An 18572-nucleotide genomic window follows, 5' to 3' on the forward strand; every position below is an offset into this window, starting at 1 on the left:
GAATTAAAAAAAATAATTTATAACAATGGACAACAATCAAAATCCACAAGACGGAAACATCAACATCGAATTAAACGAAATGGTAGCAGCGGGAATCTATGCTAATTTAGCTTTAGTAAACCACTCTCCATCTGAATTCGTTGTAGATTTCATCCAATTAATGCCGGGGGTACAACAAGCGAAAGTAAGATCAAGAGTTATCCTTGCTCCACTTCACGCAAAAAGAGTATTATCTGCTCTTCAACAAAACATTGCTAACTACGAACAACAATTTGGTGAAATCAAAGAAGTTGAGCCTTTCGTATTAGGTGCTAACAACGTACAAGCTTAAGATTTTTCTTAACATACATAGAAATGCTTCAATGAAAATTGAGGCATTTTTTTATGCTCATAATTATATATCTGTATTAAATATCTTTAATAGATAAAAATATTTTTCTATGAATTCTGCAATTTTATATATTTGTTTCTAGATATGATTTAATAGATATGATAAATAACCAATTTATTCTTAATAAGTTTGGGTTTTTGGGGAACGATTTTTCAATTGAACTTCAGAAACACGCATTTATTACAGATATTAAAGCAAAAACAGAAATTATTACCGAGGGGCAAAAAGTAAGATATGTTCCGTTCCTGATAAAAGGTTCCATTAAAGTCTATTCCTTAAATGACGGGAGAGAATTGATCTATTATTATGTGCGTCCCAATGATAGCTGCTTAATGACGTTTTCATCCATTTTTAGTGATTATACAAGTAAGATCTATGCTCTTGCGGAAGAAGACTCTGAAGTGATGCTGGTTCCTGTTTCTGTACTGCATGAATGGTTAATTAAATTTCCGGAAATCAACAGACTTTTTTATAACGAATACGACAAAAGGTTCACCGATGTAATGAACATGGTAAATGATGCCGTTTTTCACCGACTTGATAAAAGAATCCTGAATTATATTAAACAACAGATTGTAATCACAGGAAACAACCCTATAAAGCTTACTCATAGAGAAATTGCCAGTAATTTAGGAACTTCCAGAGAAGTCGTAAGCCGTGTGTTGAAAAAAGTTGAAAATGAAGGTGAAATCATTCAGACCAAAGAAGGAATAAGAATGGCTGTAAATGAGAATGTTAGATAAATCTAATAAATGTTATTTAATTATTTTAACAATTTAATTGATAAAAACAATTTTGTCGGTGACTTTTATCACCAAATTTTGAAAGCATAAGTCTATAAGTTTGTTATACTAATATTTTAATCAGATAAATGTATGACAAAAACTCTCTTTTTTTTGTCAATGTTGGCTTCAAGTCTCGCTTTTGCACAAGAAGACTTGTTGAAGGATATTGATACTATTCAAACAAACACCGAAATTTCACAGCCTGCATTCAAGGCATTACAAGTCGTCACAGGACAATCTACAAAACTCGCTACAAAGAACGAATGGTATATCGTAGTAGCACACCGTTTCGGAGATGTAAGCAAAGGATTCAAAGATTTCTTTGGGTTAGATGATGCTTCAACCAAACTAGGGGTAATCTATGGTGTTACTGATGGACTTTCATTAAGTCTTTCCAGAGAAACCAATATGAAAACTTTTGAAGGTGGGGCAAAGTATAAACTGGTAAAACAAAGTGAAAACTTTCCGGTTGATATTGTAGGCTATAATGTGTTGGCTGTAAATACAGACCTTAGCAAAGATAATTATCCGGATCTTCAGTTCGGAGATAGATTATCCTATCTTACTCAGGCACTTATTTCAAGAAGATTTAGCGATAAATTTTCGCTGCAATTAACACCTTCTTATGTTCACAAAAACCTTTACGAACCTAGTATTGAAGACAAAAACCAGTTTCTTACAGGATTAGGAGGACGTTATAAAATTTCGAAAAGAATTTCTATTAACGCAGAATACTTTGTGAATTTTGATAATCACAGTTTTTATAAAAATCCTTTATCATTGGGGATGGATATAGAAACCGGAGGACATGTTTTCCAGCTGTTGTTTACCAACTCTCAACTCAATTCAGACATCGGTTATCTCACCAATGCAGCCGGAGATTGGGGAAAAGGGCATATTTTCTTTGGGTTTAACCTTTATAGAGTTTTTTAAATATGAAAAAAATAGCATACTTATTTTCATCGGCGATTATTCTGATAGCCTGTGAAAGTAGAACCTATGAAGAAATCTCAGCATCAACTCCTATTGTAGAAAAGGTAACCTATACTAAAGATGTAAAACCTATTGTAGATGCTAATTGTATTGTTTGCCATTCTGCGGGAGGAGCAGCTTCGTTCCAGCCTTGGACGAGCTATACTCAGGTGAAAAATCATATCGATAATATCATAAACAGAATCCAGAAACCGGTTGGAGATCCTCAGAAAATGCCTCAAGGTGGAGCATTATCGCCTTCGCAGATCAGTATTTTCATTCAATGGAAAGCAGACGGACTTATTGAAAATTAAACTGAATTAATATGAAAAAGTTAATAATACTAACCGTTTCGTTACTTTTTACAAACCTTGCTTTTGCTCAGAAATATAGCTCAAAGACAGGGAAAGTAACATTTGAAGCTTCAGTACCTTTATTTGAAGATGTTTTTGCTCAGGATGATAATAATATTGTTGTCTTGAATGCAGATACAGGAGAAATTGCTTCAGTTTCCGCTGTCAAAAACTTTCATTTCAAAACTAAGTTAATGGAAGAGCATTTCAATGAGAGCTATGCTGAAACAGCAAAATATCCGAAAACAACTTTCAAAGGAAAGATCCTGAATTTTGATAAAACGAAACTTTCAGCAACAGAACAGAAATATGTCATCCAGGGAACATTAAATTTTCATGGAGTAGATAAAGCTTATACGTCAAACGCGACGATTTCTGCTAAGGACGGGAAGATTTATATCGAAGGAGGCTTTGTTGCAAAATCAGCAGATCATAAAGTAACCATTCCTAAAGTGGTCACTAAAAAGATTGCTGAAAATGTAAATGTTCAATATAAATATATCTTATCGAAATAATGAAAAATTTAATTCTCATCATAGGTATTTTTCTGAGCGTTACATTAATGAATGCTCAGGAAAAGGCAAAATCTATTTTTGATATTGCCAGAAGCGGAACTGTAACAGAGGTACAAGAGCTGATGAAACAGAATCCAGATGTTATTAATCAGACTAACGATCATGGTTTTTCGCCTCTTATTTTAGCATGTTACAGAGGGAATAATGAAGTGGCTAAGTTTTTGATAGATAATGTAAAGAATGTTAATTATAAAAGTCAGGAAGGAACTGCTTTGGCAGGGCTTTCTGTAAAATATAATAAAGATCTGGTAGAGCGTTTACTTCATAAAAACGCCGATCCTAATATCGCGGATGCTACAGGAGCTACTCCTTTATTCTGGGCTGTGAAATTTGGAAATAAAGAACTCATAGAATTGCTATTACAACATAAAGCAGACAAATCTATCAAAGATTCTCAGGGAATGACTCCATTCGAATATGCCCTTCAAACCAACAATAAAGACATTATCAACCTCTTAAAAAATTAAAAAATGAAAAAAACTTTACTAATATTGGGAATGCTTCTGGCGAATTTTGCCTGGGCTCAGTTTACGACAGGAACAGTCTCATTACCAACTGCGGGTATGACTGTAAAAATAGATACTACACCTACAACAGTTACTTTAACATTAACTGGAGACAGTAATTCAATGCTTGGAATTGGTTTTGGTTCCAGTGGAATGGCAAACGGAGCAGACGGATTTATTTATAATTCTGCTACAAGTAGAGATTACACCTTTGGTGGGATAGGAGTTACACCTACTGCAGATGCTGCACAGGATTGGACTGTTGGGACTAATTCGGTATCAGGAACTACAAGAACAATCGTTGCAACAAGAACTTTAGCTGGTGGAACCGGAGATTTTGCGATTTCAAATGCCAATACAAGTCTTAGTATTTTCTATTCGAGAAGAGATGGAAATACAGTTTTAGGATATCATAATGCATTGAGAGATTATGCAACACTCTCAAGATCTGCGAGTCTTGCAACGAGTGATTTGACACTTAAGAGCAAAGCAACAAGTATTTATCCAAATCCTGCTAAAGAAACAGTGAATTTCGAAAATGCCGATAATATTAAATCTGTTGATATTTACGAAACAACAGGACGAAAAGTAAAATCGGTGAAAGTTGAAGGGGGAAATATCAGTGTTTCTGATTTAAGATCCGGAAGCTATTATTTAGAAATTACCCAAAAAGACGGTACATTATCCTACGAAAAATTAATTAAAGAATAAATTGAAAGCCACTGAAAAGTGGCTTTTTTGTTTACAATGATTCTAAAAAGTGCTTTTAATGTTTTTTTAACTCAGGAAACTTTTATGTCAAATTTTCCAGAAGTAACTTTGTGAAAAATTTATAATGAAGCGAGGATTACAATTTTTACTGTTGATTTTTTCATTGACAGTTTTTGGACAAAAAGAAACGGTTGATACTGCACAGGTCGTTATTCCAAACAGATACAATAGCACTGAAGCTCAGACAAAGCCTTATGTGATTATGATCTCAACAGATGGTTTTAGATATGACTATGCTAAAAAATACAATGCAGAAAATCTTTTGAAATACTCACAGAATGGAGTTCAGGCAAAAGCAATGATTCCCAGCTATCCGAGTATTACATTTCCCAATCACTGGACGTTAATTACAGGACTTTATCCTTCTCATCATGGTTTGATTGATAATTATTTCTACGATTATAAGAGACAAGAACCGTACGCGATGAGTAATAAAAAAAATGCAGAAGATGGAAGTTGGTACGGTGGAACTCCGCTTTGGAGCTTAGCTGAAAAACAGGGAATGGTTTCTGCTTCTTTGCAATGGGTAGGTTCTGCAAGTGAGGCAGGAGGAAAAAGACCCACATACTATTATCCGTATCATGAGAAATTTACCCCTTCAGAAAAAGTGGATAAAGTGATTGGATGGTTGAAATTACCAATGGATAAAAGACCGCATTTTATCTCATTGTATTTCCCTGAAGTGGATGGAAGCGGTCATCATTTCGGACCCGATACAAAGGAAACTGAAGACGCTGTTCATTTGATCGATAATGCCATTGGAGAATTGGTTCAGAAAGTAAATGATTTAGGATTAAAAAATGTAAACTTTGTTTTCGTATCGGATCACGGAATGATAAAAGTAGATGGTGGGAATCCGTTGGAAATTCCTGCTATGCTTTTAGATAAAAATAAATTTGATATTTATAATTCTCAGACGTTGTTGAGAGTTTACGTTAAAAACTCTGATGAGGTTAAAAAAACGTATAAAGAATTAAGAGCCAATAAAACGGAAGATTATGAAGTATATCTGGATAAAAAACTCCCAAAATATCTTCATTTCGGAACAAAAGATGATCAATATAACAGAATAGGACAGATTCTACTAATTCCCAAAGCTCCAAAAGTTTTCTTGGAAAAAGGGAAAAAAACATCGATTGGAAAACATGGTTATAACCCGAGAATTGTTACTGAGATGAAAGCAACTTTCTTTGCTTGGGGCTCAGAATTCAAAAATAATCTGGTGATTGATGAATTTGCCAATATCAATGTATATCCTTTGGTTGCAGAAATTTTAGGATTAAAAATTGATGAGCCTATTGATGGAAAATGGAAAGTGTTGAAAGGAACATTAAAAGAGAAATAAAACAATTGGTTTTAATTTCAGTATAAAAAAATCTAATAAGATACAGTTTCGGCGAGCCTTTAGCTCGCCGAAACTGTAGATAAAACAGCCTATTCAAACTGACCTGGAATCAAAAGAAAATTAAGCGTTAAACTTACCTGCAAATTCTTTTGCAAACTCCTCCAGTTTAATGTCTCCATCCACTACAGCATCATGGTCAATAAAATCTTTTTGTACAACTCTCGTTCTGATTCCTCTTCCCATTTCCGTATATAGTTCTGCAATTTCCTGAGGAAGTCCAGCCTGTAGCATTCCGTTCAATGATTCTTCGTCTTTGAACTCAACCCATGGAAGTTCTGGTTTTCCGATGGCACTTCCGAAAATTTTGGCAAAATCAGAGGCTATTCGAACATCACTTACGATATATTTTACGTTTTTACCTTCTGAGTTGTTGACTAATTCTTTTGCAGCAGCTTTAGCAATATCTTTCGGGTGAACCAATGGGACTTCTGTATTGATTGGATAATTTCCACCAATAATTCCTGCATTTTTAATCAATGGAATATCATTGAAGAAATTGATATAGAAATATCCAGCTCTTAAGAAAGTCACTGAAGTATTTTCCAGCTCATTGTAGAATTTTTCAATAAAATGAAGACCTTTTATCGGTCCGTTTTCAACAGGAGATTCCGCTCCGATACTACTTAGCATAACCACTTTTTTTATGCCTGTCTGTTTGATAGCTTCTGCATAATTTTTTCCTGCATTGATGGTGTTTTCAACAATATTTTCAAATCCCATATTAGGTGGTGTCATCAAAAATGCGGCATCATTTCCTTTAAAAGTTTCAATTAAAAAATCTAAATCTGTGATTGAACCAATCGCTGCTTTTGCCCCTAAATTTTCGATTTCAGTTTTTTTAGAATCATTACTGCTGATGATTGTGATATCGTGTCCTTCTGCAATTAATTGTTCTGCAAGAGGTTTTGCTACATTTCCCAATGAACCTGTGATGATAATTTTCATATGTAAATTTTTTTATTTGCTGATACAAAGGTATATTTGTACTTACTTTTATACAAGTACTTACCCTAAAGTATGTATTATGGCAGCAATTAAAGAAAGCTCAACGATTCAGCAGAACAAGAAATATGCATTAGATTCTTGTCCGGTAACGTATGTGATGGAAAAGATCGGTGGATTCTGGAAACCTATTATTTTATACCACCTTTCGAACGGTGATAAAAGATACAGTGAATTGAAACGAGCAATTCCAGCAGTCACAGAAAAAATGTTGATTCAGCATTTGAAACAATTAGAAAGTGACGGATTGGTGATAAGAACGGCAAAACCAGTCGTTCCTCCTCATGTAACCTATGAATTGAGCGAAGCCGGAAAAGGATTAATTCCGGTAATCAATTCCATGGCAGAATGGGCGTTTAAAGATATGGAAGGAAAGTATAGCAATTAATGATCAATAAAAAGGCCCTCCGAAGAGAGCCTTTCAGTTAAAATATACGACAAGAATTATAAAGATTGCATGTCAATGACAAAACGATATTTCACATCGCTTTTCAGCATTCTTTCATAAGCATGGTTGATGTCCTGAATTTTAATTAATTCAATATCAGAAACAATATTGTGTTTTCCGCAGAAATCAAGCATTTCCTGAGTTTCCGCAATACCGCCGATTAATGAACCAGCTACAGAACGACGTTGGAAAATCATAGGCACTGTACTAGGTTTTGCTTCTTCAAACTGACCTACAAAACCTACCAAAACAAGAGTTCCGTTCAGTGCAACAGTCTGCATATAGGGATTAATATCGTGCTCGTAAGGAACAGTGTCAATAATTAAATCGAATTTTCCTGCTACCTCTTTCATTTGAGAATCATCCGTAGAAATTACTACGTGATCAGCTCCCAATTTTTTAGCATCTTCAGTTTTTCCCGGAGTTCTTGAGAATAACGTCACTTCAGCTCCTAAGCCTTTTGCCAGTTTAATCGCCATGTGTCCCAAACCTCCTAAACCTACCACAGCAACTTTAGAGTTCGGACCAACGTTCCAGTGTCTCAAAGGTGACCAAGTAGTGATTCCTGCACAAAGAAGTGGTGCAACTGCAGCTAGATCAAGATTTTCAGGAACGCTAAGAACAAAATGTTCATCCACAACAACTTTCTGAGAATATCCTCCGAAAGTATGCCCTCCCAAATGTTTATCTTTTCCGTTGTAAGTTCCGGTGAATCCGTTTTGACAATATTGTTCCAGATCGTGTTTACAGCTTTCACAATGTCCGCAAGAATCTACCATACAACCTACTGCAGCTAGGTCTCCAACTTTAAATTTAGAAACTTCGCTTCCTACGCTTGTGATTCTTCCTACGATTTCATGTCCCGGAACAACAGGATACATAGATCCGCCCCAGTCATTTCTCGCAGTGTGAAGATCTGAGTGGCAAACTCCACAATATAGAATCTCAATTTCTATATCTTTTGCTGTTACTTCTCTTCTTTCAATATTAAGTTCTGCTAAATCTGCAGTTTTAGATTCTGCTCCGTACGCTTTTACAGTGAGTGTGCTCATTTATTTTTAGTTTAAGTGTTAATTGAGTTGAGTTTAAAATTTGTGTTGAGGTATTATTAAAAAAATAGAATGTTTTAATTTACGACTAAAATATATTCCTCCGGATTAAATATTCTTATTACGGATACAAAAGTCGAAACTTTTAGATAAACTCTACTTATATAAATTACGGAAAGACGTACCAATTTTACCGACCCTGTAAAATATCAACAGAGAAAGTGGTAATTTTGAATTGTAATAAAAATGGAGTTCATGGAAAATCAGGAGGTTGAAATCTATAACAGTGTTTCGGAGTACAATAAAATGACCAATCAGGAAACCTTACATCCTTTAGTAAGTGTCATTGATTTTTCCAAATCTGATCCTGTAGGTCAGAATATCAGAAAATTTGGTTTTTATACGGTTTTTCTGAAAGATGTAATGTGCGGAGATATGATCTATGGAAAGCACAGTTATGATTATCAGGAAGGAACTTTGGTTTTCATTGCTCCCGGACAAACCTATGGAATTTACAATAAAGATAAATATGTTCAGCCTGCAGGATATGCGCTCATTTTCCATCCCGATTTGTTGAAAGGAACCAATCTTGGGAAGAATATCAAAGAGTACAACTTCTTCTCTTACGACGTACATGAAGCATTGCATCTTTCGGAAAAAGAGAGAGAAATCATTTTAGAATGTTTTAAAAATATAAAACACGAACTTGGGCAGGCAATCGATAAGCACAGCAAATCTTTAATCGTAAATAATATTGAATTGTTTTTAAATTACTGTATGCGTTTCTATGACCGTCAGTTTATTACAAGAGATCATGTAAATCAGGGCGTTATTGGAAAATTTGAAACGTTGGTAAATGAGTATTTAAAATCTGATAAACCTAAAAACTTAGGTTTTCCTATGGTAAATTATTTTGCTGAGCAGCTCAACCTTTCTGCAAACTACTTTGGAGATCTGATAAAAAAAGAACTCGGAATTTCTGCTCAGGAATACATTCACAATAAACTGATAGATGTTGCCAAAGATCAAATTTTTGACTCATCAAAATCCATTAGCGAAATTTCTTATGATCTGGGATTCAAATATCCACAGCATTTTACACGGCTGTTCAAAAGTAAAGTTGGAGTTTCTCCAAGTGAATATAAAACGTTGAATTAACTTTTCATAACTATTGAAAAATATTCGTATTGTTTGTCATTCTGAAAGAATCTAAGCAGGAATTTTTCCATACTATTTTCTAAGACTATATTTAGATCCCTACGGAGATGACAAACTCTGAAAATAGATTTTCAGAAAACTTATGTGTTCTTATTTGAGGTTTAATAATAAACTTAATATAACGAAAGTTTAATCTTTTGTGACTTTTGTGGTTGAAAAAATATGCAAAAATTAGTATCTAAAACTTTGCTGAGTGAAACGTTTTTGCTGTCTTAGAAACGGGCTGAAATTTAAAAGAGATCTTTGTGTTTAAAAATAAAAAAGTCGTAAATTGAAGTTGAAAAAACTGAAGCCTATTGCTTAAAGCTTGAAGCCCAATGACATCACAACAGAATTTTAGAACTCATACTTTTCAGACGCCTTTCGGAAAAATTTTAGCTTTAAAAGAAAATGGAGTTATTAAAGCTAAAAGCATCCGTTATGCAACATCAGAAAGGTATCAAAGACCTGCTCCGGTAGAATACTCATCTTTGGAAATTACTTTTCCGGATAAAACTCCGGTGTGTCCACAGAAAATAAGTCCGCTTTTAGAAAGACTGATAGGTAAAACAGAAGTTGAGAAATTTCAAGTTGATGAATCTACTCAATATTTAACAATCACCCGTCCTGAAGTAATTGATGAAAATGAAAATCTTCCTGTCGTAGTATGGATTCATGGCGGCTCATATGAAGTCGGTTGCGGAGATCTTCCTACTTCGGATCCCTCAGTTTGGGTGAAAGAACAAAATATTATTGTCGTTGCGGTGTCTTATCGGCTCGGACTTTTTGGTTTTTTAGGCGGTGATGAAAAAAGACCTCCGAATTTGGGACTTTTTGATATCATTGAAGCTTTAAAATGGATCAAAAACAATATTGAAAGCTTTGGCGGAAATTCAGAAAATATTACTCTTTTCGGACAATCTTCCGGTGGTGATGCGATTGCTCATTTAATAATTTCCGAAGGCGTTGAAAATTTATTTCAAAGAGTAATTATTCAAAGTGCACCGCTTGGTTTCCGCCTAAAAAGAGGCAAAATGTCTCATGAATTTTTTCAGAAAACAGAATTCTTAAAAGACGAAGAAGACCCGTTAAAAATGACAGAAAGTTATACGGAATTTCTACCGTCATTGATGAAATATGGCTTAAAAACCTCCATGCCTTTTTGTACCCAATACGACTATCCTCCTTTATGTCGGGAAGAAGAAAGTTTTCAAAAATGGAAAGAAAATGCTGAAAAATATGATGTACTAATAGGTTTAAATCATGATGAAACCGCTTTTTATGTAAAAACTGCTGAAGAGGGATTATACACTTATTTACACGAAAAAATTCTCAATAGAATCGTTCGGAAAACTACAGAATCTATTTATGAAAAACCGGCCAATATTTTTGCCCAAAATTATGCAGAAGGAGGCGGAAATATTTATCAGTTTACCATTCATTCCAACATAAAAAATAATTACATCGGAGCTTCTCATTGTGTTGATCTTCCGCTGATCTTTGAAAACGAAATTGCATGGAAAGATTCAGGATTATTAAAAGATGTACCTTGGAAACATGTTCAGGAAAATGGTAAAAAACTCCGTTCCTTATGGGCGGAATTTGCCAGAACCGGAAAAATTTCTGAAGACTCTGAAAGACCTGAAATCCTCGAGATCCGAAAAGTTTAGTCTGATTTTAATTAAAAAAAATATTTGTAACGTTTGTCATTCCGTAGGAATCTAAGCTTATATTTTTAGAATTGTATTTCTAATATTGTAGCCCAGATTCCTACGGAATGACAAGTATTGTAAATAGAAATAGATTCATGTTTCATATAAATTATTCAACGATCCAAACACTTACATTTCCGGCAGGAACCGGAAAATTTCCCCATCCTTTTTCATCAATAGTCACTTTTTCTTCAGATCTTCCTAATAGATCATAAAAAGTTTTCCCGATATACTTTTCACCCATTTCCATAGGTTTCTCGTAAGCATCTTTATTACTTACCACGACTGCACAACCTGAATGCTCATCATCCCCATCACGAGTCCAGCCAATGCAGTTGGTATCTTCAAAATAATCTCTTTCTTCGCCGTAAGCGTGATCTTTTCTGGCTTTCAGAAGCTCTTCGATACCATCAATTTTATTTAAAAATATTTCCTGATCATTACCTTCTTTGTCTTTATCTACATAATGAGCTCCGAACAGATCTGGATAAAATATACAAGGATAACCGTCTTTTCGTAATAAGATCAAAGCATAAGCAATTGGTTTAAACCATTCTTCTACAGGGGCTTCCAGATCCTGTAAAGGCTGTGTATCATGATTATCTACCAAGCTTACAGAATGAAGTGGATCTGCCTGTGTAAGACTTCCGTCAAAAATTTTACTGAGATCATAAGAAGATCCTTCTTTGGAAGCATTATGGAAATTGTTCTGCAACGAACTGTCAAACAGACTCATGCAACCTTCAGTTACTTCAATATATCGTTGAAGCAAATTCAAATATCCGGGAGCCCAATATTCGCCGACAGCAAAAATATTTTTCCCAGAATTGGAACGGAGTAGAGTGATCCATTCTTTATAAAAATCAAAAGAAATATGTTTTAAGGCATCAAGACGTACCCCGTCAAAATCCGTCTGCTCAAAATACCATTTTGCCCAGTAATTCAATTCTTCACGTACGTGCGGATTTCGATGTTCTACATCATTAAACATCAGATAATCATAATTTCCCTTTTCATCATCAATCATTTCCTCCCAGTCATTCCCATATTCTGACTGAATTTTATAGATATGTTTATCCATTCCTTCCGCATAGTCGGTTCCGCTGAAGCAGGCAAAATTCCATTCAAAATCTGAATATTTCTTTCCTCTTCCTCCAAATGTAAATTTAGTATAGGACTGTATTTCGAAAACATCTGAAATTACTTTTTCACGATTATTTTCATCCACTTTTACCACTTTAAAAGTTTCCAGCTCGTCACCGCCTCCTTTGTGTCCCAATACAATATCAACAATGATTTGGATATTATTTTTCTTAAGTGCTTTGATGGCTTTTAAATACTGATCTTTCGTACCGTATCTTGTGGGGATGGTTCCTTTTTGGTCAAACTCTCCGAGATCATAGAGGTCGTAAGTATCATATCCGATAGAATATCCTCCGTTTGCCCCTTTATAGGCCGGAGGAAACCAAACTGAAGTGATTCCTAATTCTGCTAAATATTCTGCTTGTTTTTCAGCGTCTTGCCAAAGTTTTCCATCTCCTTCCGAGTACCAGTGGAAGAACTGAATCATAGTCTGGTTCATACTTTGTAAAATTTGGTATCTACAAGGTAGTGAAAATTTATAAACTATTGATCCTCAAATTCTTTAAACGGGATTTTTAGTTGAACAGAAACCAGTTTTTTATCTTCCGTATTGAGATGGGAGAGTGATAAGCCTAATAATCGTACAGGCTTGTCGAATGGACGAAGCTCCCACAGCTTTTTTCCCGTATTGAAGTATTGTTCTGCCGAAGAAAAATATTCTTCTTTGGTAATACTTCTCGTAAAAAGTGAGAAATCTTTGTATTTGATTTTTAAAGTTAAAGTTCGCCCAAGGATATTATTTTTTTCTAACCTTGAATGAAGCTCCGTACTTAAACTTTCCAGTTTTTCATTAATTTGTTGCTCATCAAAAAGATCCTCAAAAAAAGTTCTTTCTACCGCGACACTTTTTTGAATACGATGAGGTTTTACCTCTGAGTGATGAATTCCGCGAACAACATTGTAATAATAACCACCGGATTTACCGAACATTCTCGTTAAATCTTCAATGGATCTTTTCTTTAAATCTTTTCCTTTAAAAATCCCTAAACTAAACATTTTATTGGCGGTAACTTTTCCCACACCATAAAATTTTTCGACAGGAAGCTCTTCTAAAAATGTTTCGATTTTATCAGGATGAATCGTTTTTTGTCCGTTTGGCTTGTTGATATCAGAAGCTACTTTAGCTAGAAATTTATTGATAGAAATTCCGGCAGAAGCAGTCAGTCCCGTTGCATCAAATATTTTCTGACGGATTTCTTTCGCAATCTGATTGGCCGATTCTATATCTTTTTTATTTTCGGTTACATCAAGATAAGCTTCATCTAAAGAAAGAGGTTCTACAAGATCGGTATATTCGTAAAATATTTCCCTGATCTTTCTTGAAATTTCTTTATAACGGGCAAAACGTGGCGGAACGAAAATGAGATGTGGGCATTTTTCTTTGGCTGTTTTACTGGGCATTGCAGAACGGACTCCATATTTTCTGGCTTCATAGCTGGCTGCAGAAACCACACCGCGATGTCCACCACCTACAGCAATCGGTTTTCCTCTCAGTGCAGGGTTATCATGCTGCTCTACAGAAGCATAAAATGCGTCCATATCAACATGAATTATTTTGCGTATCGGAAAAGGAAAATCCATATCACAAAGATATGGATTCCTGTTTTTTTATTGATTTCTTTTGTCTTAAAACAAAAGAAACAAAAATTCAAGACTTGGAAACTCCAACTAAAAATAAATTCTGTTCTCTAAAAATTCTAAACTCGCGCGAATTCAAGATTTGTTATTCGATTCTGAATTGGTCCCGCGCTCAAACAGAAGAATTTTTTTAACGTTCACAGATTTTATTTTCTTAACGTCTCCATTTCCTATGTCGATTATTTATTTTAATAGCTTATCAATCGTAGTTTGAATTTCCGGATCTTCAGGAGAAATGGCGTAATACTTTGCAATAGCAGATTTTTGATCAATCACCATATATCTCGGAATCCAGTTGAGGTCAATATAATTATTGAAATCATTTTCCCAGCCGGAAGCAAACCAGTAATTTTCTTTGTCCTTCATTTCAAATCTTTCCAGACTTTTATTAAAACCTTCTTTTGAACGGTCTAATGAAAGGAATACAAAATCAATATTTTTATTGTTTTCTTCCAATTCTTTAGCTTTAGGAAGCGCTTTCAGACAGTCTCTGCACCAACCGGCCCAGAAATCAATCACGAGTATTTTTCCTTTATGCTGATCTAAAATTTGTTTAATGGTAATACTTTTCCCTTCTTCATTCTCCAGCTTCTGGTTTAATGCTTCTTTGGAAAAACCGGTTTTAAGTACTTTGGGTATTTCCTGAGAATAACCCAGCCCAAAAATACTTAATGCAAAAATTAATACTAATTTTCTCATTGTTTCAATTTCATTTTATGCAAATCTAAACAATGAAATGCAATTTGAGATCGGTTTCTTATGAATTAGGAAAAATTTATAGATCGAGATTGTCTATTGGTGGTTTTTCACCAAACCTTTCACCAGAGTAATGACATTAGGCATGGCTTTATTAGCTGCATTTAAAACTTCTTCGTGAGAAACGGTGAAGGCAATATCCGGTCCTCCCAAATCGGTAATCACGGAAACGCAAAAAACATCCATATTCATATGTTTGGCAACAATCACTTCGGGGACAGTGCTCATTCCCACCATATCACCGCCGATTGCTTTTATCATTCCGTATTCTGCAGGAGTTTCAAAAGTAGGACCCTGTAAAGCAACGTAGATTCCTTGATGAACTTTAATGTTGCTTTCTTTGGCAGATTGTTCTGCAATGGCAATCATTTTTCTGTTGTAAGGTTCGCTCATATCAACAAAACGAGGTCCCAGTTCATCAATGTTTCTTCCACGAAGCGGATGCTCAGGCATCATATTGATGTGGTCTTTTAAAATGACAATATCAGCAATGTTATAATTAGGATTTACTCCACCACAAGCGTTAGAAAGAATTAAGTTTTGGATGCCTAATAAGTGAAAGACTCTCACCGGAAAAGTCACGGTTTCCATAGAATGCCCTTCATAGTAATGAAAACGGCCGCTCATCATTAATACTTTTTTGCCTTCCAGAATACCGTAGATAAGTTTTCCGCTGTGACCTACAACAGTGGTTTGCGGAAAATTAGGAATGTCTTTATATTCAAGAACATGGATCGCTTCCACTTCCTCCTGAAGTTTTCCCAATCCGGAACCTAAAACGATGGCAAAATCCGGAACTTCCTGAATGATGTTTTTAATAAACTTGGCAGTTTGCTTAATTTTTTCTAACATAATCTAAGATGATTTGATTGAATTCTTCCTTCTTATCAATGATCACATTAATAGGCCAGTAGTAAACAATATCTCTAAGATAGTCAAAAGTTTTAAGACGTACGTAATCTTTTTCTGTGGTTAAGATTAATTTATATTCACCTAGTTTTTTGTATTCGGCAATAATTTTTTTGATGTCATCATCCGTAAAGTTATGATGATCTCTGAATTTTAAATGTTTTACCCTTTGTGAAAATTTGGCTAAGTGCTGCAACAAAGGTTTTGGATTGGCAATTCCTGTAATTAATAAAATATCATAATAATTCAGGTTGTTGTCCGGAAGCATTTTTTCTTTTCCGTACACATTTTCGTCATAGCCAATCGATGAAAAGAATACTTTTTGGGTACGATCCGGTCGTATTCTCGAGATATAATATTGCTTGGTTTCTTCGGTAAGTTCATCAGGACATTTGCTGACCATAATGATATCCGCTCTTCTGGAACCGGCTCTGGATTCTCTCAAATCTCCGGCAGGAAGCAAATGATCTTTAAAATAAGGATCATTAAAATCGGTCATTAGAATATTGAAACCTGCTTTTATGGCTCTGTGCTGCATGGCATCATCCAGTACAAGTACATCAAGATCCATATCTGCAATTACTTTCTTGGCTCCCGGAACTCTTTCTTCAGAAACGGCAATGACAAAACGGTTTTTGAAACGCTCAAATAACTGCATCGCTTCATCACCCACCATTTTATAATTGCTGTCGTAGTTCGTTACTTCATAGCCTTTTGTAACTCTTCCGTAACCACGGGAAAGCACTCCTGTTCTGTAGTGTTTTGATAAAAACTGGGCAAGATACATCACCATGGGTGACTTTCCGCTACCGCCCACAGAAAGATTCCCGACACAAACAATCGGAGTTTTGAATTTTGTAGATTTAAAAATCCCTACATCATACATTGTGTTTCGGATACCCGTTACCAAATGATAACCGAGGGAAAAAGGATAAAGGTACCATCTTTTCATACGTATGCAAAAATAGGAATTTCAACATCATTTTGTCTCATATTCAGAACGAGTTTTCAATAAATATTTTATTAAATTAAAGTATTTTTGTAAAATTAAACTATTACATTGAGGTATTTTATTGAATTTTCCTACAACGGTAAAAATTATTTCGGTTATCAGATTCAGCCGAATGCGATTTCTGTGCAGGAAGAATTGGAAAAAGCACTTTCCACTATTTTAAGAGAGGAAATTAAAACTACAGGAGCAGGAAGAACAGATACCGGAGTTCATGCAAAGAAGATTTTCGCCCATTTTGATACTGAAAAAGTGTTGGATAATGAGCTTTCCCGCAGATTGAATAGTTTTTTGCCTGCTGATATTTCTATTAAAAGAATTTTTCAGGTGAAAGATGATTTTCATGCCAGATTTGATGCTACGTTCAGAACCTATGAATATTATATTTCATTAGAGAAAAATCCGTTTACGGAAGAACTGGCTTGGCAACATTGGAGAAAACCTTTGGATATTAATAAGATGAATGAAGCCTGTAAAATTTTATTTGAATATGAAGATTTTACAAGCTTCGCAAAATTGCATACCGACAACAAAACCAATCTTTGCAAGATGTACAAAGCAGAGTGGGAGCAAAATGGGAATGAACTGAAATTTACCGTGTCGGCAAATCGTTTTCTTAGAAATATGGTGAGAGCAATTGTCGGAACGATGGTTGAGATTGGTTCAGGGAAATTACAACCTGAAGATTTACGAAAAGTGATTGAAGATAAGCATCGTAATTCTGCAGGAACTTCTGCACCCGCTCACGGATTGTATCTGGTGGATGTGGGCTATGAATTTGATTAACATTTACTTAAAAGTAAAACCGTATTTTTGTTATTCCTTAGAAATCTAGGGAAATGTATTAAAGATTAAATTATAAAAGGTTTGCTAAGATTCCTACGGAATGACAAACTAGATGATTATTTTTGAAGTCATATAAAAACTAAAAAACTAATAACATTATGATGTCAATTTTTATTTTAATTGGAGCCTATAGGTATTATGCAGGACTCGCCGATAGATTCGGGAAAACAAAATGGCAGCTTGGAGTATTGGCAATTGCTATTTACTTAGGATTTCAAGTAGGATTTCTTTTTTGCTATGGATTTTATCAGGGAATTACCAATTCATATAATGAGAATGATTATAGAGGTTTTTCTTTAATTAACATAATAAGCTGGTTGATTGCTATTGCAGCTGTTTATGGTGCTCATAGAATTTTAGAGAATAAATTCAAAAAAGAAATTCGTCAAAAGCCTTCTGTGGAAATAGAAGAAATTGGCAGAACAGAATTATAATAGATAGTGGTGACTTGATGTTTCAAAGTCACCATTTTTAATTGTATATAAAAACTAACAACCATGGACGAAATTGAAAGACTTGCTTTTGCTTTGAATCATTTTGCCGGACTTACCGAAGATGATTTTAAATTATCTGAAGATTTCTGGCTTCCCAAAGATTATAGGAAAGGGGACTTTTACAATCTTCACGGAACTGTCTGTACTTATTTAGGCTTTATTGTTGATGGTGTTTTCCGTTCTTATACCATCGATGAAAAGACCGGGGAAGAAAAAAATGTTTTTTTATATTCTGCCAATGGTTTTGTGGTGTCTTTTAAAAGCTTTATTAATCAGATTCCGTGTGATTATCATACTCAGGCTTTAACGGATGCTTCTATTATTTATATCCGATATACTGATTTACTTTCATTATACCAGAAATCGCATCGATGGGAGAAGTTTGGCAGGCTTCTGGCGCAGGAAGCGTTTAATGTTACCATGAGCCGTATTGAGGGGTTTATTTTAAAATCTCCTGAAGAGCGGTATTTAGATCTTATTAAACAACATCCTGATATTTTCAACAATGTTCCGTTATATCATATTTCCTCGTATTTAGGAATACAGGGACCGTCTTTAAGCAGAATCCGAAAAAGAATTTCGGGCAAGTAATACGATTTTAACCAAGGTTA

General features: G+C 34.8%; 21 protein-coding genes. 14 read left to right on the forward strand and 7 right to left on the reverse strand.

Annotated elements, in window-relative coordinates; all coding sequences use genetic code 11:
- Positions 1–25 precede the first annotated feature (25 nt).
- The 8 genes from RM51_RS11810 (at position 26) to RM51_RS11845 (ending at position 5698) form a co-directional block, all read left to right on the forward strand.
- Complete coding sequence (locus RM51_RS11810) at positions 26–331, forward strand: DUF3467 domain-containing protein (protein ID WP_039369566.1); 306 nt, start codon at positions 26–28, stop codon at positions 329–331.
- Positions 332–489: 158 nt separating this feature from the next.
- Positions 490–1134: a Crp/Fnr family transcriptional regulator gene (locus RM51_RS11815; RefSeq protein ID WP_039369568.1), complete on the forward strand. Its 645-nt coding sequence runs from the start codon at positions 490–492 to the stop codon at positions 1132–1134.
- A 132-nt stretch (positions 1135–1266) separates the two neighbouring features.
- Positions 1267–2109 (forward strand): DUF5777 family beta-barrel protein, encoded by an 843-nt coding sequence (locus RM51_RS11820; protein ID WP_039369570.1) that lies wholly within the window; start codon positions 1267–1269, stop codon positions 2107–2109.
- 2 nt (positions 2110–2111) lie between these two features.
- Positions 2112–2462, forward strand: a complete 351-nt coding sequence (locus RM51_RS11825; RefSeq protein WP_039369573.1) for a c-type cytochrome — start codon at positions 2112–2114, stop codon at positions 2460–2462.
- An 11-nt stretch (positions 2463–2473) separates the two neighbouring features.
- On the forward strand, positions 2474–3016 hold the full coding sequence (locus RM51_RS11830; RefSeq protein WP_039369578.1) for a YceI family protein: 543 nt from the start codon (positions 2474–2476) through the stop codon (positions 3014–3016).
- On the forward strand, positions 3016–3543 hold the full coding sequence (locus RM51_RS11835) for an ankyrin repeat domain-containing protein (protein ID WP_039369580.1): 528 nt from the start codon (positions 3016–3018) through the stop codon (positions 3541–3543). Before RM51_RS11830 ends, RM51_RS11835 begins: the two co-directional genes overlap by 1 nt.
- 3 nt (positions 3544–3546) lie before the next feature.
- Complete coding sequence (locus RM51_RS11840) at positions 3547–4293, forward strand: T9SS type A sorting domain-containing protein (protein ID WP_039369583.1); 747 nt, start codon at positions 3547–3549, stop codon at positions 4291–4293.
- 124 nt (positions 4294–4417) lie between these two features.
- Positions 4418–5698, forward strand: coding sequence for an alkaline phosphatase family protein (locus tag RM51_RS11845; protein WP_039369585.1), 1281 nt, complete (start codon positions 4418–4420; stop codon positions 5696–5698).
- Positions 5699–5818: 120 nt separating this feature from the next.
- Here RM51_RS11845 and RM51_RS11850 read toward each other — a convergent pair whose 3' ends face one another.
- Entirely contained in the window at positions 5819–6703 is an 885-nt protein-coding gene (locus tag RM51_RS11850; RefSeq protein ID WP_039369589.1) for an NmrA family NAD(P)-binding protein, read from the reverse strand.
- Between the two features lie 79 nt (positions 6704–6782).
- On the opposite strand from RM51_RS11850, the gene RM51_RS11855 reads away from it, so the two are divergent.
- Complete coding sequence (locus tag RM51_RS11855; RefSeq protein WP_039369591.1) at positions 6783–7148, forward strand: winged helix-turn-helix transcriptional regulator; 366 nt, start codon at positions 6783–6785, stop codon at positions 7146–7148.
- Positions 7149–7204: 56 nt separating this feature from the next.
- Here RM51_RS11855 and RM51_RS11860 read toward each other — a convergent pair whose 3' ends face one another.
- Positions 7205–8260 (reverse strand): NAD(P)-dependent alcohol dehydrogenase, encoded by a 1056-nt coding sequence (locus tag RM51_RS11860; protein ID WP_039369593.1) that lies wholly within the window; start codon positions 8258–8260, stop codon positions 7205–7207.
- Between the two features lie 252 nt (positions 8261–8512).
- Here RM51_RS11860 and RM51_RS11865 point away from each other — a divergent pair, with 252 nt between their 5' ends.
- Both RM51_RS11865 and RM51_RS11870 read left to right on the forward strand, forming a co-directional pair.
- The gene (locus tag RM51_RS11865) at positions 8513–9415 is read left to right on the forward strand and encodes a helix-turn-helix domain-containing protein (RefSeq protein ID WP_039369596.1); all 903 of its coding nucleotides are present in this window, start codon (positions 8513–8515) and stop codon (positions 9413–9415) included.
- Positions 9416–9792: 377 nt separating this feature from the next.
- Positions 9793–11124, forward strand: coding sequence for a carboxylesterase family protein (locus tag RM51_RS11870; protein ID WP_039369599.1), 1332 nt, complete (start codon positions 9793–9795; stop codon positions 11122–11124).
- A 151-nt stretch (positions 11125–11275) separates the two neighbouring features.
- Here RM51_RS11870 and RM51_RS11875 read toward each other — a convergent pair whose 3' ends face one another.
- The 5 genes from RM51_RS11875 to lpxK all read right to left on the reverse strand — a co-directional run bounded on the left by RM51_RS11875 (position 11276) and on the right by lpxK (position 16564).
- Complete coding sequence (locus RM51_RS11875) at positions 11276–12748, reverse strand: alpha-amylase (protein ID WP_039369601.1); 1473 nt, start codon at positions 12746–12748, stop codon at positions 11276–11278.
- Positions 12749–12792: 44 nt separating this feature from the next.
- The gene (gene dinB, locus RM51_RS11880; protein ID WP_039369605.1) at positions 12793–13890 is read right to left on the reverse strand and encodes a DNA polymerase IV; all 1098 of its coding nucleotides are present in this window, start codon (positions 13888–13890) and stop codon (positions 12793–12795) included.
- 240 nt (positions 13891–14130) lie between these two features.
- Positions 14131–14646: a TlpA family protein disulfide reductase gene (locus RM51_RS11890; RefSeq protein ID WP_039369610.1), complete on the reverse strand. Its 516-nt coding sequence runs from the start codon at positions 14644–14646 to the stop codon at positions 14131–14133.
- 93 nt (positions 14647–14739) lie between these two features.
- Positions 14740–15555 (reverse strand): purine-nucleoside phosphorylase, encoded by an 816-nt coding sequence (locus tag RM51_RS11895; RefSeq protein WP_039369613.1) that lies wholly within the window; start codon positions 15553–15555, stop codon positions 14740–14742.
- Positions 15539–16564 (reverse strand): tetraacyldisaccharide 4'-kinase, encoded by a 1026-nt coding sequence (gene lpxK, locus RM51_RS11900; RefSeq protein WP_039369617.1) that lies wholly within the window; start codon positions 16562–16564, stop codon positions 15539–15541. The genes RM51_RS11895 and lpxK overlap by 17 nt, the downstream gene beginning before the upstream one ends.
- A gap of 108 nt (positions 16565–16672) precedes the next feature.
- Here lpxK and truA point away from each other — a divergent pair, with 108 nt between their 5' ends.
- From truA to RM51_RS11915, 3 genes are all read left to right on the forward strand, one after another.
- The gene (truA, locus tag RM51_RS11905; protein ID WP_039369620.1) at positions 16673–17407 is read left to right on the forward strand and encodes a tRNA pseudouridine(38-40) synthase TruA; all 735 of its coding nucleotides are present in this window, start codon (positions 16673–16675) and stop codon (positions 17405–17407) included.
- Positions 17408–17565: 158 nt separating this feature from the next.
- Positions 17566–17901 (forward strand): hypothetical protein, encoded by a 336-nt coding sequence (locus RM51_RS11910; RefSeq protein WP_039369623.1) that lies wholly within the window; start codon positions 17566–17568, stop codon positions 17899–17901.
- A 63-nt stretch (positions 17902–17964) separates the two neighbouring features.
- On the forward strand, positions 17965–18552 hold the full coding sequence (locus RM51_RS11915) for a Crp/Fnr family transcriptional regulator (RefSeq protein WP_039369626.1): 588 nt from the start codon (positions 17965–17967) through the stop codon (positions 18550–18552).
- Positions 18553–18572: the final 20 nt, after the last annotated feature.

Source organism: Chryseobacterium taiwanense (assembly GCF_000813825.1).
GTDB lineage: Bacteria > Bacteroidota > Bacteroidia > Flavobacteriales > Weeksellaceae > Chryseobacterium > Chryseobacterium taiwanense.

Coding starts and splice junctions, on each gene's coding strand:
- RM51_RS11910 (WP_039369623.1), top strand. CDS start 17,566: ATGATGTCAATTTTTATTTTAATTGGAGCCTATAGGTATTATGCAGGA.
- RM51_RS11860 (WP_039369593.1), bottom strand. CDS start 8,260: ATGAGCACACTCACTGTAAAAGCGTACGGAGCAGAATCTAAAACTGCA.
- RM51_RS11835 (WP_039369580.1), top strand. CDS start 3,016: ATGAAAAATTTAATTCTCATCATAGGTATTTTTCTGAGCGTTACATTA.
- RM51_RS11850 (WP_039369589.1), bottom strand. CDS start 6,703: ATGAAAATTATCATCACAGGTTCATTGGGAAATGTAGCAAAACCTCTT.
- RM51_RS11845 (WP_039369585.1), top strand. CDS start 4,418: ATGAAGCGAGGATTACAATTTTTACTGTTGATTTTTTCATTGACAGTT.
- RM51_RS11865 (WP_039369596.1), top strand. CDS start 8,513: ATGGAAAATCAGGAGGTTGAAATCTATAACAGTGTTTCGGAGTACAAT.
- RM51_RS11890 (WP_039369610.1), bottom strand. CDS start 14,646: ATGAGAAAATTAGTATTAATTTTTGCATTAAGTATTTTTGGGCTGGGT.
- RM51_RS11830 (WP_039369578.1), top strand. CDS start 2,474: ATGAAAAAGTTAATAATACTAACCGTTTCGTTACTTTTTACAAACCTT.
- RM51_RS11855 (WP_039369591.1), top strand. CDS start 6,783: ATGGCAGCAATTAAAGAAAGCTCAACGATTCAGCAGAACAAGAAATAT.
- RM51_RS11840 (WP_039369583.1), top strand. CDS start 3,547: ATGAAAAAAACTTTACTAATATTGGGAATGCTTCTGGCGAATTTTGCC.
- lpxK (WP_039369617.1), bottom strand. CDS start 16,564: ATGAAAAGATGGTACCTTTATCCTTTTTCCCTCGGTTATCATTTGGTA.
- RM51_RS11875 (WP_039369601.1), bottom strand. CDS start 12,748: ATGAACCAGACTATGATTCAGTTCTTCCACTGGTACTCGGAAGGAGAT.
- RM51_RS11825 (WP_039369573.1), top strand. CDS start 2,112: ATGAAAAAAATAGCATACTTATTTTCATCGGCGATTATTCTGATAGCC.
- RM51_RS11820 (WP_039369570.1), top strand. CDS start 1,267: ATGACAAAAACTCTCTTTTTTTTGTCAATGTTGGCTTCAAGTCTCGCT.
- dinB (WP_039369605.1), bottom strand. CDS start 13,890: ATGGATTTTCCTTTTCCGATACGCAAAATAATTCATGTTGATATGGAC.
- RM51_RS11895 (WP_039369613.1), bottom strand. CDS start 15,555: ATGTTAGAAAAAATTAAGCAAACTGCCAAGTTTATTAAAAACATCATT.
- RM51_RS11915 (WP_039369626.1), top strand. CDS start 17,965: ATGGACGAAATTGAAAGACTTGCTTTTGCTTTGAATCATTTTGCCGGA.
- RM51_RS11870 (WP_039369599.1), top strand. CDS start 9,793: ATGACATCACAACAGAATTTTAGAACTCATACTTTTCAGACGCCTTTC.
- RM51_RS11815 (WP_039369568.1), top strand. CDS start 490: ATGATAAATAACCAATTTATTCTTAATAAGTTTGGGTTTTTGGGGAAC.
- RM51_RS11810 (WP_039369566.1), top strand. CDS start 26: ATGGACAACAATCAAAATCCACAAGACGGAAACATCAACATCGAATTA.